The organism is Caulobacter sp. FWC26 (assembly GCF_002742645.2).
GTDB lineage: Bacteria > Pseudomonadota > Alphaproteobacteria > Caulobacterales > Caulobacteraceae > Caulobacter.
This window is the reverse complement of sequence record NZ_CP033875.1, coordinates 3,485,126-3,498,652: the sequence shown is the minus strand read 5'-3', so window position 1 is coordinate 3,498,652 and position 13,527 is coordinate 3,485,126. Positions and strand designations below refer to the sequence as shown.

Here is a 13,527-nt window from a genome sequence, read left to right as displayed (position 1 = left end):
CCGCCCCGCGTTTCACCTCCATGGGACGGGCTGTCCAACCTTTGGAGACTCTGCGTCTGATGATGAAACGCACCCTGATCGCCGCCGCCGCCGTGCTGGCCGTCGCCGCGCCGGCTCTGGCCCAGACGTCCGCGCCGACGGGCATGACGCTGGCGCAGTTCCAGGCCAAGAACGGCGACAAGATGTTCGCGCGGCTGGACACCAACAAGGACGGCAAGATCTCGCCCGACGAGTTCGCCGCCATGCGCAAGCAGAACGCCGAGGTCGACGCCAAGGCGGCCAAGGCCGGCAAGCGCGGCCAGCGGATGTTTGCGCGCTTCGACGCCGACAAGGACGGCGCGCTATCGCGGACCGAGGCCAACGCCGTGATGGCGATGCGCTTCAAGCGGATGGACGCCAATAATGACGGCGTTCTGACGCTTGAGGAGTTGAGCGCCAAGGACGGCAGGGCCAAGGTCGGTGTCTGATGACGACGTGCGCGGCGAGCTGAGGTTTGGTCTCCGACGGGAACGATCCCGACGAAGCCTTGCTGGCGGGGGTGGGACGGGGCGACCCGTCCGCCGTACGAACCCTGCTGGATCGGCGCCTGCCGCGCATTCTCGCCTTGGCCCGCCGGATGCTGAACGACTCCGGCGAGGCCGAGGACGTCGCGCAGGAGACCTTCCTGCGCGCCTGGAAGCAGGCCAAGGCCTGGAAGCCGGGCGCCGCCCGCTTCGACACCTGGCTGCACCGCGTGGCGCTGAACCTCTGCTACGATCGTCTCCGTCGCCGGCGCGAAATCGTGACCGACACCCCGCCCGAACAGGCGGACACGGGTCCCGCACCGGATGCGCGGCTGCTGCATGCCGATCTTTCGCGCCGGGTCGATGCGGCCCTGGCGGCGCTGCCGGCGCGGCAACGCGAGGCGATCGTGCTTTGCCATCACCAGGGACTTGGCAATATCGAGGCGGCGGGGTTGATGGAGATCAGCGTCGAGGCGCTGGAAAGCCTGCTCTCGCGCGGGCGTCGCGCGCTGAAGGCGTCGCTGGCGGATCTGGCGCGGGACGGCGCGGCATGAAGGAGGCTCGAGGATGACGACATCGGCGATGTCCGTCGCGCGCTTCGAGGCGCTGGCGGAAAGCTATGGCGGCGAGATCGCGCGTTGGCCCGAGGGCGAGCGCGAGGCCGCGCGCGCGCGGCTGGCGTCCGATCCGACCCGCTTGGCGGCCGTTCTGGCCGAGGCGTCGCAGGTTGACCGTCTCCTGGACCTGGCGCCGGCCCAGGCGGTCGACGCCGCGCTGCTCGGCCGTCTGATCACCGCTGCGCCCAAGGCCCCGACGACGGCGCGGCGGTGGGTGGCGGGTTTGTCGGCGGCGCTGGGCCTCTCGGCCGCCGCCTTCGCCGGGATCCTGGCGGGCGTTAGCCTTGGCGGATACGTCCATGCGCCGGCGTTTCCGTCGACAGCCCCGCACGACGAGATTGTGACCGCCGCCGAGGTTTATCAGGACCTGCAGGACGCCCTTCGGGAGCCATCCGAGTTATGAGTGTTTCACGCCCGCTGCTGATCGGCCTGATCGCATCGGCGACCCTCAATGTCTTCCTGATTGGCGGGGTTGTCGGGGTGACCTATGTGCGTCTCACCAGCCCCCGGGCTGCGACGCCCGCGCCGCCGCCAGCCACGCCAGTCGCTGCTCCGCCAGCCGCCGTCCCGGCCACGCCGGCCGCTGCGGCGGGTCAGGGCTCGCCTGCCGCGCCGAGCGCCTCGCCTGCGCCAAACCGGCCGAACGATAAGCCGGTACGCGCCGCGCCTGCGGCGAGCAAACCCGCCCCCGTGTCGACGCCTACCCCGACCAACGCCCCACCGGACCCCCGGCCGGCGCGTTCTCCCATCTGGACGGCGGGCGAGCAGCTTTCGCCGCAAAATCGTGTCGCCCTCCGCCAGACTCTCAAGGCGGTGAATCAGAGAAATCAGCCGATCACCCGCCAGGCGCGTCTTGAGCGACGCTCTGCCTTGGAGGCGTTGTCGGCTCCGGGCGCCGATCCGGCCGAGGTGGCGCGTCGTCTCGCCAACGCCCGTGCGCTGGAACAGGAGGCGCGAAGCAATGTCGAGGCCGCTCTGGCTGAATTCGCAGCGACCTTGCCGCCGGCCGAGCGTGCGGCCCTGGCCGAGGGCTTGCGGCAGGTCTACGCCGCCCAGGGGCGCGACCAGACGGGCGCGCGACCGGCGCGACAATAATCACGCGCCGTGAGGTAACCAAACGCCGCGCCGCCGCGTATCAGTGACGTAAGCCGCTCCGGAGCGTTCCCATGCTGATCCGCCACGCCGCCGACCTGACCGACAACGACGTCACCGATCACGGCGTTTATCTCAAGCGTCGGACCCTGATGGCTGGTCTGGCCGGTCTGGGCGTGGCCGGCGCGTCGGCCAGTCAGGCGCAGGCGGGCCTCAGCTACAGCCGGGGCTTTTCCACCACCGAGAAGCCGACCTCGAAAGAGGACATCACCACCTACAACAACTTCTATGAGTTCGGCGTCGACAAGGGCGATCCGGCCGAAAACTCGGGCAAGTTCAAGCCGCGCCCCTGGACCGTGCGCATCGACGGCGCCTGCGAGGCGCCGCGCACGGTCGGCATCGAGGACCTGATCGGCAAGAACAAGCTGGAGGAGCGCATCTACCGGATGCGTTGCGTCGAGGGCTGGTCGATGGTCATTCCCTGGGTCGGCTTCCCGCTGAAGGACCTGCTGGCCTCGGTCAAGCCGACCTCGAAGGCCAAGTTCGTGGCGTTCGAGACCGTCATGCGACCCTCCGAAATGCCGGGCCAGGCCTGGAACACGCTGGACTGGCCGTATCGCGAAGGCCTGCGGATCGACGAGGCCATGCACCCGCTGACCCTGATGGCGGTGGGGCTCTATGGCGACGTCCTGCCCAACCAGAACGGCGCGCCGCTGCGGCTGGTCGTGCCGTGGAAATATGGCTTCAAGGGCATCAAGTCGATCGTCCGCATCAGCTTGGTCGAGAAGCAGCCGGTCACCTCCTGGAACGTGCTGGCGCCGCGCGAGTACGGCTTCTACTCGAACGTCAATCCGGCCGTGGACCACCCCCGCTGGTCCCAGGCCACCGAGCGTCGCATCGGTGAGTTCCGCCGCCGCGAGACCCTGCCATTCAACGGCTATGGCGAGTGGGTGGCGGACCTGTACCGGGGTATGGATTTGAAGCGGTTTTATTGATGCCTACCAAAAATCCGACCTTCCCGGCGAATGCCGGGATCCAGATTCATTCTGGGCGTTTGAGGTGGGTTCGCCTGATCGCAAGGCCGTCGGCAAAGGCGCTCGTGGTTTCGATCTGGGCCCCGGCATTCGCCGGGGAAATCGGGGAGGTGAGGCGTCGTGGCTAATCCCCCCCGCAAAAAACGCCCCTCCAAGCTCCAGGACAACCTCGTCTATGGTCTCGTCTGGCTGGCCTGTTTCGCGCCGCTAGCCTGGCTGGCCTGGCGGGGCTATGCGGGCGAGCTCGGCGCCAATCCGATCGAGAAGCTGATCCGCGAGCTGGGCGTCTGGGGCCTGCGGCTCCTGCTGGTGGGCCTGGCCATCACCCCGGCGGCGCGGATCCTGAAGATGCCGAGGCTGGTGCGGTTTCGCCGGACGGTGGGGCTGTTCGCCTTCGCCTATGTGCTCTTGCACCTGTTCAGCTATGTCGGGGTCGATCTCTATTTCGACTGGAGCCAGCTGTGGAAGGACATCCTCAAGCGGCCGTTCATCACGCTGGGGATGCTGGGCTTTGTGCTGCTGATCCCGCTGGCGGTGACCTCGACCAACAGCTGGGTGGTCCGGATGGGCCGGGCGGCGTGGAGCCGGCTGCACAGGCTGATCTATCTGATCGTCCCGCTGGGGGTGATCCACTACTACCTGCTGGTCAAGGCGGATCACCGGCCGCCGATCATCTACGGCGTGGTGTTCGTGGCGTTGATGGCTTGGCGGGTCTGGGAGGGGAGACGGCCAGCGCGGCAGGCCCCCACCTGACCTGCTGCGCAGGTCGTCCGCCCCCGGAGGGGGCGGAAGGTGCACGCGCCCTTGTTCCCCCTCCGGGAGAGGAGCGCGTCAGCGCGGAGGGGGCCAGTAACCCTACTTCGCCGCCGTCTTCGCATAGGCCTGCGCGGCGTCGACGATGCGCAGCACATTCCCGCTCCAGATGCCTTCGATGTCGGCGTCGCTATAGCCGGCGGCTTTCAGGCGGGCGGTGACCTTGGGCAGGTCGGTGATGTCCTCGAAGCCGTCCATGCCGCCGCCGCCGTCCCAGTCGGCGCCGACACAGACGCCCTTGGGGCCGGCCACCTTCAGCACGTGCAGCATGCTCTTCATGTAGAGGTCGAAGTCGCCGCGCGGGGCCGGATAGGCCTTGTCGACGGCGGCGCGCTTTTCGCCATAGGCCTTGACCATTTCGGGCGTGGCGGTCTTCGGGTCCGGCGCACGGCCCAGGGCTTCCAGCGCGGCCTTGCGCTCGGGGCTGGGCGTGGTGTCGGTCAGATAGATCGAGTTGATGCACACCGCGCCGCCGGCGTCGGCGATCTTCTTGATGCGCGCGTCGTCGAGGTTGCGCGGGTGGTCGTAGACCGCCTTGGGACCCGAGTGCGAGGCGATGATCGGAGCCTTCGACAGGGCCAGCGACTGGTCGACGACATCGTCGCTGGCGTGGCTGACGTCGATCACGATGCCCAGGCGGTTGGCCTCGGCCAGCCAACGCAGGCCCAGCGGCGAGTAGCCGTTCCAGATCTTGCCTTTGGGATCGGTCGAGCTGTCGGCCAGCTGGTTGTTGCGGAAGTGAACGGGACCCGCCATCCGCAGGCCCTCCTTGTGGAAGGTCGTCAGCAGGGTGAGGTCCTCGCCTAGCGGCCAGCTGTTTTCCATGCTGACGAAGGCGAACTTCTTGCCGGCCTTGTTGATCCGGCGGGCGTCGTCCGAGGTCAGGCCCAGCTCGAAGCCGGTCTTGTTCCCGGCCAGCATCTCGCGGATCTCGATCGCGCGGTGCAGGGCGTAGTTGCGGGCGTACTCGTAGCCGGCGGCGGTCAGGTCGCCCTGGCCGGTGTAGATCACGAAGAAGCCGCCATCCAGGCCGCCCTCGTTCATGCGCGGCAGGTCGACCTGGCTGAAGTCGTGCTCCACCTCGTGGCGGTCGGTGATGTTCCAGCCCGGACGACCAAAGTGGGTCGGGGTGTCGAGGTGGGTGTCGAGGATCAGGAACTTGTCATGCAGCGCCTTGTCGGCCTTGGACACCGCCGGCGGCGCGTCAGGCTTCTTGGCCTTGTTCTGGGCGTCGGCGACGCCCCCCAGCAGGGCGGTCGAGGCGAGGAGGACGGTGAGCAGGCGACGCATGGAAGCACTCCGGAACGATTTCGCCCGGTGAAGCTCAGCGCTGGATTTGCGGCCGTCAACCCATCTTACGGCTTCACATCAACCCCAGCGCCTTGAAGCTGGCCACGCCTTCGCGACCGACCACCAAATGATCATGCACGGCGATCTTCAGGGCTTTTCCGGCCTCGACGATCTGCTTGGTCATGTCGATGTCGGGGCGCGAGGGGGTTGGATCCCCCGAGGGATGGTTGTGGACGATGATGATGTTGCTGCTGGACAGCTCCAGCGCCCGGCGCATCACCTCGCGCGGATAGACCGGGGCGTGGTCGACGGTGCCGCGGTTCATCACCTCGTCGGCGATCAGCTGGTTCTTCTTGTCGAGGAACAGCACGCGGAACTGCTCTCGCGACTCGTTGGCCAACGCCACGCGGATATAGCCGAGCAGGGCGCTCCAGGACGAGATCACCGGTCGTTTGATGATCTTGTCGCGGCCCGCGCGCAGCGAGACCTCGTGCAGCAGCTTCAGGTCCATGGCCGCCGCCTCGCCGACGCCGGGGACGGTGCGCAGCTCCTCGACCGTCGCGCCCAGCACCCCGTCCAGCGAGCCGAAACGCGCCAAGAGCGCCTTGGCCAGCGGCTTGACGTCGCCGCGCGGGAAGGTGCGGAACAGGAAGAGCTCGATCAGCTCGTAGTCGGGCAGCGCCACGAACCCGCCCTTGGCCGCCCGCTCGCGCAGGCGCTCGCGGTGGCCCAGGTGATGGGCGTGGGCGGTCTTGCGGACGGGCTTGGGCAGGACCGGCTTTGGGGCAGGCGCGGGCGGCTCGTCCGGCGCGCCGTCGGAAATCGCCAGGGAAGAAACACTGACCATGCCGCCCTCGACTCTACGCGAGCAGTAGGCGGTTTATCGCTAGAGTTGTCTAGAGGGTTTAGATGCTCCCCTGTGTTGCAGGGGAGCTGTCGGCGGAGCCGACTGAGGGGACGAGCTGTGCGAACGCCGCGTTAGCCCCCTCCGGCCCTCCGGGCCACCTCCCCCGCGTCGCGGGGGAGGATCTGGAACTAGCCGCCCAGGCTCAGCGGCAGCCGACGCGTCTTGCGCCGTTCCTCGGCGAGACGGCGAAGGCGACGATCTTCCGCCCAAGGGATGAGAGCGCCCACAATGATCACCAGGGCGGAGATGGAGGCGCGCCAGAGAAACTCAGCCTCGGCGATCTCGCCGTCACGTAGTTTCAGAGCGTTATGAACAAGGTACATGCCCGCCATCATCGGGAGGTAGAACCACCCGATGACACGTTGAAACCGTCTGCGCTTCTCGGCCTCAGTCATGCCCGCAGGATCGCGAACGAAAGCCCGATTGTCTACCGGAGAAACACGCGTTTTACGCGATTAGCCGCCCAGGATCGTCGGCTGGAACAGCCCGGCGGGAGAGGCGGTGAACGCCTCGTAGCCGTCTTCCGTCACACCGATGGAGTGCTCGCACTGGGCCGACAGCGACTTGTCGCGGGTCACGGCGGTCCAGCCGTCATTCAGCACCTTCACGGCGGGTTTGCCCAGGTTCACCATCGGCTCGACGGTGAAGAACATGCCGGGCTTCAGCACCGCGCCCTGGCCGGGGCGGCCAAAGTGCAGGATGTTCGGGGCGTCGTGGAACACGCGGCCCAGGCCATGGCCGCAGAAGTCTCGCACGACGCTGCAGCGCTGAGCCTCGACATAGGACTGGATGGCGTGGCCGATGTCGCCGAGCGTGGCGCCCGGCTTCACGGCTTCCAGGCCGCGCCGCATGCCCTCATAGGTGATCTCGACCAGGCGGCGCGCGCGCGGGCCCACTTCGCCCACGCCGTACATGCGCGAGGTGTCACCGTGCCAGCCGTCGACGATAGCGGTCACGTCGATGTTGACGATGTCGCCTTCCTTCAGGCTCCAGTCGCCGGGAATGCCGTGGCAGACCACGTGGTTGCGCGAGATGCAGACCGTCTTGGGATAGCCGCGATAATAGAGGCAGGCGGGCAGGGCGCCGTGGTCGAGGATGAACTCGCGCGCCAGCCGGTCCAGCTCGTCGGACGACACGCCCGGCTGCACGTGCGGAACCAGCATGTCCAGGCACTCCGCGGCCAGCTTGCCGGCCTTGCGCATGCCCTCGAAGTCCTCGGCCTGGTGGATCTTGATCTGACCCGTGCGGGTCTCGGCTTCGATTTCGAGGGCGGTGTCCAGGGTCATGCTCTACTCGGGGGCTCGCCGCCGCAGGGGCGGCGAAGGGGTCTGCGGTCAGGGGTTATGTCGCGAGCATAGCACAAAAGTTCAATAGCCGTCGCCTCTTGGCCGCGACCTTTCGGCCTGCAGGCCGGCGTCAATCGGAGAGAAGGAGCTTCCCCGATGATTTCAAAGTCAAAAATGCTCGTCATCCCGGAAGCCTCGCAGGGGCTATCCGGGACCAGGGGCCGGCGCGCTGCGGTCGCCCCTGGGTCCCGGCGCTACAGCCCGCTACGCGGTCTTCCGGCCGGGATGACAAGAGAAGAGGACGCCATCTGATGGCGTCCGGAGCCTGGCGTCTCAGCCCGGGCGGATCCGCCGCACGACGTCGCCCCCCGCCTTGATCTCCTTGACGAAGCTGGCGTCCAGGGTCGTGGGCTTGTCGCGGCGGACGTGGCAGACGCCGGTGTAGCGCGTGACCCGGCCGCTCTCTTCCTCGGTGACGTCGGCGGTGAACTTGACGTCCCAATTGCCCGGCGGGCCGACCTGGATGGGGTTCATGTCGTTGGAGGTGACGCCCACCACCTTGGCCAGGCCGAAGCGCTCCTCCAGCTTGTCGGTGCAGGCCTTGAACGCGAAGATCGCCCGCAGGCCCAGCATCAGCCCGCCCTCGGGCTTCTTCGGATCGGACGGGCCGCAGCCCGACAGAACCAAGGCCAGGATGGCCGGCGCCAGGATGGTCCGCTTCATACGCTCCCCCATGTTCGCGCCCCTCTCGCGCGAGCGTGGGAAGAAGTAGCCGAAGGCGCGGGGAATGCAGCTTAAATCGCTGTTAGACGGGCGTTGCTCCACACGATGCGGCGATCGATCCCCACCGCCTGTGTGCTCATCGCGCAGGCATAGACCAGCACCTCCACCCCCGCCCGCGCCGCCGCGTCGAGGCCCGCGGCGAACTTCGGATCAAGCTCGGCGCAGGCGCTGAAGGTCTCGCAGTCCTCGCGCTGGACCACGAACAGCACCACGGCCCGGTGGCCCTCGCGGACCTGGGCGGCGAGGTCTTCCAGGTGGCGGGTCGAGCGCTCGGCCTTGCAGTCGGGAAACTCCGCCAGGCCCGGCGTGCGGGAGAAGTGGCAGTTCTTCACCTCCAGCCAGCACGGCGGGCGGTCCGAGTGGGTCAGCAGGAAGTCGACCCGGCTGGCCTGCGCGTACTTCACCTCGGGCTTGATCGTCGCATAGCCGGAAAGCTCGGGGATGGCGTCGGCCGCCAGGGCCTCGGCGACCAGCCGGTTGGGCAGCAGGGTGTTGATTCCCACCAGAGCGTTTCCCTGCTCGACCAGCTGCAGGGTGTAGGCCAGCTTGCGCTTGGGATCGTCAGACCACGACACCCAGGCGCCTTGGCCTGCGTCCTTCACGCCCAGCATCGCCCCCGGATTGGGGCAGTGGGCGGTGATCACCTGGCCGTCGTCCAGTACGAGGTCGGCGAAGAACCGCTTGTAGCGGCTCACCAGACGGCCATGGATCAGCGGTTGCGGCAGCAGCATGCGAGGCCTAAGTCGGAAGGTGAGAACAGCAGGGCAGATAGGGGATCGAGGCGATGACAGCCACCAAAAGCGCGCGCGTCACGGCCGCGGTGATGATCATCGGCGACGAGATCTTGTCGGGTCGCACCCAGGACACCAATCTCGCGGCGATCGCCAAGTATCTGGCGACCTATGGCGTGGATCTGTGTGAGGCGCGGGTGGTGCCCGACGTCGAGCAGGAGATCATCGACGCGGTGAACGCCCTGCGCACCAAGTACGACTATGTCATCACCACCGGCGGCATCGGTCCGACCCACGACGACATCACCGCCGACTCGATCGCCAAGGCCTTCGGCGTGACCGCGCCCGAGCATCCCGAGATCATGGCCATGCTGCGCGAGCGCTGGGGCGAACCGAACGCCGCCCGCCGCCGCATGGCCCACGTGCCCGAAGGCGGCAGCCTGGTGAAGAACCCTGTGCAGGGCCCGCCCGGCTTCCAGAAGGAGAACGTCTTTGTCCTGGCCGGGGTCCCGTCGATCATGCGCGGCATGCTCGAGGACGTGGGCCCGCGCCTGCGGACCGGGGCGGTGGTGCTGAGCAAGACGGTGCGCGTCACCGGCACGGGCGAGGGCGTGATCGCCGCGCCGCTGGAAGCCGTCGCCAAGGCCCATCCGGACATGTCGCTGGGCAGCTATCCGTTCTTCAGCCCGCCGGACGTCTATGGCGCCAACCTGGTGCTGCGCGGCCGCGACGCCGCCGAGCTGGAAGCGGCCGTGGGCGAACTGATGGCGGCGCTGGGCGAGGCCGGCGCCAACAACATCGAACTGCTGGCCGACGCGGTCTGACCCTATTCCTGGCCGGCGATGGCGCGGGCCAGGTCCAGCAGATGCTTGCGCATGCCCGCCGAGTCGATCGCCGCGAAGGCGCGGGCCAGATCCGGGCCGCCCGGCAGTGACCAGAAGGCGGCCATTTCGTTGGCCAGCTCGGCGGCGGTCGTGTCGACGCTCCCCGGATCTTCCAGCCCTTCGAAGAAGAAGGCCACCGGGGTCTTCAGGAACATGGCGGCGGCGTGCAGCTTGCTGGCGCTGATCCGGTTGGAGCCGCCCTCATACTTCTGCACCTGCTGAAAGGTCAGGCCCAGGGCGTCGGCGAGCGCCTGCTGCGAGTGCCCGAGGTCCTTGCGGCGCATGCGCAGGCGGCGTCCGACATGGATGTCGACGGGATCGGGAGACTTGTCTTCAGCCATGCTCGAGACTCGATACGCAACAGTGGGAAAGCGAAGCTTGGTGGTCGCGCGCGGTTCCACCAGCGTCATCTTGACCGGAGTCGAGTCGAGCCGAAACGAATATTCGGATTTTCAGTGCTTATTCACCCAAGGCGAGAACCCAAGCTTGGGGCTCCTCCGAGGGTTGGCTGGTAGGGACGGTGGGACTCGAACCCACACGGATTGCTCCAACGGATTTTAAGTCCGGCGCGTCTACCGATTCCGCCACGTCCCCGCAGCCTGATCCCTTAGGCGATCGTCGCGATCGGGTCGAGGCCGGCTTTGCGTCCGGACGACGGGACTCGACGGCGCCGATCCGCGTGCTAGCGTCCGCCGCTCAAGTTTCATGGGGTTAGTCAGATGGGTAAGGGCATCAAGATCGCGACGCTGATGGCGAGCGCGGCGGTGGGGCTGGCGGTGGCCGGGGCGGCCGGCGCGGCCGAGGTCAAGGCGGTCAGCGCCGCGCGCCTGCTGGACGTGGCCAGCGGCAAGTATGTCGACAATCCCCTGGTGATCGTCACCGATGGCCGGATCACCAGCATTGGCAGGAAAGGCGACGCGGTTCCGGCCGGCGCCAAGGTGGTCGACCTGCCCGGCGCGACCCTGCTGCCGGGTCTGATCGACATGCACGTGCACCTCGACAGCCTGGCCGAGATCGGCGGCTACAACAGCCTGGAATACAGCGACCGCTTCTGGAGCGTTGTGCAGACCGCCAACGCCAAGAAGACGCTCGAGGCGGGCTTTACGACCGTGCGCAACGTTGGCGCGGCCGATTTTGACGACGTAGGCCTGCGCGAGGCGATCGACGCGGGCTATGTGCCCGGTCCGCGCATCGTCACCGCCGCCATCTCGTTCGGCGCGACGGGCGGTCACTGCGATTCGACCTTCTTCCCGCCGTCGATGGACCAGAAGAGCCCCTTCAACAGCGACAGCCCCGACGAGGCGCGCAAGGCGGTGCGGACGCTGAAGAAGTACGGCGCCCAGGTGATCAAGATCTGCGCCACGGGCGGCGTCTTCTCGCGCGGCAACGAGCCGGGCCAGCAGCAGCTGACCTATGATGAGATGAAGGCGGTCGTCGACGAGGCGCACATGGCCGGCATCAAGGTCGCCGCCCACGCCCACGGCGCCTCGGGCATCCGCGAGGCGGTGCGGGCCGGGGTCGACACGATCGAGCACGCCAGCCTCGTGGACGACGAGGGCATCAAGCTGGCGGTCCAGAAGGGCGCCTACTTCTCGATGGACATCTACAACACCGACTACACCCAGGCCGAGGGCAAGAAGAACGGCGTGCTGGAGGACAACCTCCGCAAGGACCGCGACATCGGCGAGATCCAGCGCGAGAACTTCCGCAAGGCGCTGAAGGCCGGGGTCAAGATGGTCTACGGCACCGACGCCGGCATCTATCCGCACGGCGACAACGCCAAGCAGTTCGCCGTCATGGTCCGCTATGGCGCGACGCCCCTGCAGGCGATCCAGGCGGCGACCGTGACCGCTGCCGAGGCCCTGGGCCGCAGCAAGGATGTCGGTCAGGTGGCGGTGGGCCGCTATGGCGACATGATCGCGGTGGCCGGCGATCCGCTGGCGGACGTCACCACGCTGGAAAAGCCGGTCTTCGTGATGAAGGGCGGCGCGGTGGTGAAGACGCCGTAGGACGGCGGCGCGCCGCACCTTGTGTTCATCCCGGCGCGCCGCGCCTTGCGCGGGCCGGGACGACCCGGGTGTTTTTCCGACCACGGCTGGCGGATCGTCGGCGGCCGTGCGTCGAACCTGCGACCTGACACGCCGAGATCCCCGATGAAGCCCCTGTTCGCCGCCTCCGCCCTGGCCCTGCTGATCGCCGCCGCCGCCCAGGCGGGGCCGCTCAACGTGCCCGCCACGCAGAAGGCGATCGGCGCCCAGCTCGACCGCGACTATCCGGCGCTGGAGGCGCTGTACAAGGACATCCACGCTCACCCCGAACTGGGCTTCCAGGAGGTCGAGACGGCCAAGAAGCTGGCCGCGCAGATGCGGGCCCTGGGCTTCACCGTCACCGAGGGCGTGGGCAAGACCGGCGTCGTGGCGGTGCTCAAGAACGGCGAGGGCCCCAAGGTGCTGATCCGCACCGAGCTGGACGGCCTGCCGATGCAGGAAAAGTCGGGCCTGCCCTGGGCCAGCCAGGCGACGGCCACCTGGAACGGCGAGAAGGTCTTTGTCGCCCATTCGTGCGGCCACGACATCCACATGGCCGCCTGGGTCGGCGCGGCCCGGCAGCTGGTGGCGATGAAGTCCAGGTGGAAGGGCACGCTGGTTTTCGTGGCCCAGCCCTCGGAGGAAACCGTCAGCGGGGCCCGCGCGATGCTGGCCGACGGCCTGTGGGACAAGATCGGCGGCAAGCCCGACTACGGCTTTGCGCTGCACGTCGGCTCGGGCCCGGCCGGCGAGGTTTATTACAAGGCCGGCGTCCTGACCTCGACCTCGGACGGCCTCGACATCACCTTCTACGGCCGGGGCGGGCACGGCTCGATGCCGAACGCGACCATCGATCCGGTGCTGATGGCCGCCCGCTTCACCGTCGACGTTCAGAGCGTGATCAGCCGCGAGAAGGACCCGTCCGCGTTCGGCGTGGTGACGGTCGGCTCGATCCAGGCGGGCAGCGCCGGCAACATCATCCCCGACAAGGCCCGGGTGCGCGGCACGATCCGCACTCAGGATAACGCGGTGCGTGAGAAGATCCTCGACGGCGTGCGCCGCACGGTGAAGGCGGTGACCGACATGGCCGGCGCGCCGCCCGCCGACCTGAAACTGACCTCTGGCGGCAAGATGGTGGTCAACGACCAGGCCCTGACCGACCGCATGGCGGCGGTGTTCAAGGCCGCCTTCGGGGCCCGCGCCGTGGCGCAGGACAAGCCGGGCTCGGCGTCCGAGGACTATTCGGAATTCGTGCTGGCGGGCGTGCCGTCGGTCTACTTCGCCATCGGCGGCGCCGACCCCGCCGAGGTCGCCAAGGCCAAGGCCGAGGGCCGCGCCCTGCCGGTCAACCACTCGCCGTACTTCGCGCCGGTGGCCGAGCCGACGATCCGCACGGGGGTAGAGGCGATGACCCTGGCGGTGCTGAATGTGGTGGGGAAGTAGCCACCCATTTGTCATCCCGGCCGGAGCGCGACGCGCGGAGCGCCGGGACCCAGGGGCGGCGGGCGCAGCGTTTCTTCACCCCTGGGTCCCGGATCGGCCCTCCGGGCCGTCCGGGAT

General features: G+C 68.1%; 16 protein-coding genes and 1 tRNA gene. 9 read left to right on the top strand and 8 right to left on the bottom strand.

What is annotated here, in order from left to right:
- Positions 1–59 precede the first annotated feature (59 nt).
- From CSW63_RS18240 to msrQ, 6 genes are all read left to right on the top strand, one after another.
- Entirely contained in the window at positions 60–467 is a 408-nt protein-coding gene (locus tag CSW63_RS18240; RefSeq protein WP_062093419.1) for an EF-hand domain-containing protein, read from the top strand.
- A 26-nt stretch (positions 468–493) separates the two neighbouring features.
- The gene (locus tag CSW63_RS18235; RefSeq protein WP_062093420.1) at positions 494–1,057 is read left to right on the top strand and encodes an RNA polymerase sigma factor; all 564 of its coding nucleotides are present in this window, start codon (positions 494–496) and stop codon (positions 1,055–1,057) included.
- 13 nt (positions 1,058–1,070) lie between these two features.
- Positions 1,071–1,523, top strand: a complete 453-nt coding sequence (locus tag CSW63_RS18230) for a hypothetical protein (protein WP_062093421.1) — start codon at positions 1,071–1,073, stop codon at positions 1,521–1,523.
- Positions 1,520–2,215, top strand: a complete 696-nt coding sequence (locus CSW63_RS18225; RefSeq protein WP_062093422.1) for a periplasmic heavy metal sensor — start codon at positions 1,520–1,522, stop codon at positions 2,213–2,215. The genes CSW63_RS18230 and CSW63_RS18225 overlap by 4 nt, the downstream gene beginning before the upstream one ends.
- Positions 2,216–2,286: 71 nt before the next feature.
- Complete coding sequence (msrP, locus tag CSW63_RS18220; RefSeq protein WP_062093423.1) at positions 2,287–3,207, top strand: protein-methionine-sulfoxide reductase catalytic subunit MsrP; 921 nt, start codon at positions 2,287–2,289, stop codon at positions 3,205–3,207.
- A gap of 159 nt (positions 3,208–3,366) precedes the next feature.
- Entirely contained in the window at positions 3,367–3,999 is a 633-nt protein-coding gene (gene msrQ, locus CSW63_RS18215) for a protein-methionine-sulfoxide reductase heme-binding subunit MsrQ (RefSeq protein WP_062093424.1), read from the top strand.
- A 102-nt stretch (positions 4,000–4,101) separates the two neighbouring features.
- On the opposite strand, the gene CSW63_RS18210 is transcribed toward msrQ, so the two are convergent.
- The 6 genes from CSW63_RS18210 to sfsA form a co-directional block, all read right to left on the bottom strand.
- On the bottom strand, positions 4,102–5,349 hold the full coding sequence (locus CSW63_RS18210) for a dipeptidase (protein WP_062093425.1): 1,248 nt from the start codon (positions 5,347–5,349) through the stop codon (positions 4,102–4,104).
- A gap of 73 nt (positions 5,350–5,422) precedes the next feature.
- Positions 5,423–6,196, bottom strand: a complete 774-nt coding sequence (radC, locus tag CSW63_RS18205; protein ID WP_099503109.1) for a DNA repair protein RadC — start codon at positions 6,194–6,196, stop codon at positions 5,423–5,425.
- Positions 6,197–6,384: 188 nt separating this feature from the next.
- Positions 6,385–6,651 (bottom strand): hypothetical protein, encoded by a 267-nt coding sequence (locus CSW63_RS18200; protein WP_062093982.1) that lies wholly within the window; start codon positions 6,649–6,651, stop codon positions 6,385–6,387.
- Positions 6,652–6,711: 60 nt separating this feature from the next.
- Positions 6,712–7,542, bottom strand: a complete 831-nt coding sequence (map, locus tag CSW63_RS18195) for a type I methionyl aminopeptidase (RefSeq protein WP_062093981.1) — start codon at positions 7,540–7,542, stop codon at positions 6,712–6,714.
- 333 nt (positions 7,543–7,875) lie between these two features.
- On the bottom strand, positions 7,876–8,265 hold the full coding sequence (locus tag CSW63_RS18190) for a hypothetical protein (RefSeq protein WP_062093980.1): 390 nt from the start codon (positions 8,263–8,265) through the stop codon (positions 7,876–7,878).
- Between the two features lie 71 nt (positions 8,266–8,336).
- Entirely contained in the window at positions 8,337–9,056 is a 720-nt protein-coding gene (sfsA, locus tag CSW63_RS18185) for a DNA/RNA nuclease SfsA (protein WP_062093979.1), read from the bottom strand.
- Positions 9,057–9,109: 53 nt separating this feature from the next.
- Between sfsA and CSW63_RS18180 the strand changes: the two genes are divergently transcribed.
- Positions 9,110–9,880, top strand: coding sequence for a competence/damage-inducible protein A (locus CSW63_RS18180; protein ID WP_062093978.1), 771 nt, complete (start codon positions 9,110–9,112; stop codon positions 9,878–9,880).
- A 2-nt stretch (positions 9,881–9,882) separates the two neighbouring features.
- Here CSW63_RS18180 and CSW63_RS18175 read toward each other — a convergent pair whose 3' ends face one another.
- Both CSW63_RS18175 and CSW63_RS18170 read right to left on the bottom strand, forming a co-directional pair.
- Positions 9,883–10,281 carry a helix-turn-helix domain-containing protein gene (locus CSW63_RS18175; protein ID WP_082749346.1) on the bottom strand — a complete coding sequence of 133 codons (399 nt, stop codon included), beginning with the start codon at positions 10,279–10,281 and terminating at the stop codon, positions 9,883–9,885.
- Between the two features lie 168 nt (positions 10,282–10,449).
- Positions 10,450–10,534 (bottom strand) — tRNA-Leu (locus CSW63_RS18170).
- 125 nt (positions 10,535–10,659) lie between these two features.
- Here CSW63_RS18170 and CSW63_RS18165 point away from each other — a divergent pair.
- Both CSW63_RS18165 and CSW63_RS18160 read left to right on the top strand, forming a co-directional pair.
- Positions 10,660–11,949, top strand: a complete 1,290-nt coding sequence (locus tag CSW63_RS18165; protein WP_062093976.1) for a Xaa-Pro dipeptidase — start codon at positions 10,660–10,662, stop codon at positions 11,947–11,949.
- Positions 11,950–12,093: 144 nt separating this feature from the next.
- The gene (locus CSW63_RS18160) at positions 12,094–13,410 is read left to right on the top strand and encodes an amidohydrolase (protein WP_062093975.1); all 1,317 of its coding nucleotides are present in this window, start codon (positions 12,094–12,096) and stop codon (positions 13,408–13,410) included.
- The last annotated feature ends 117 nt before the right edge of the window (positions 13,411–13,527 follow it).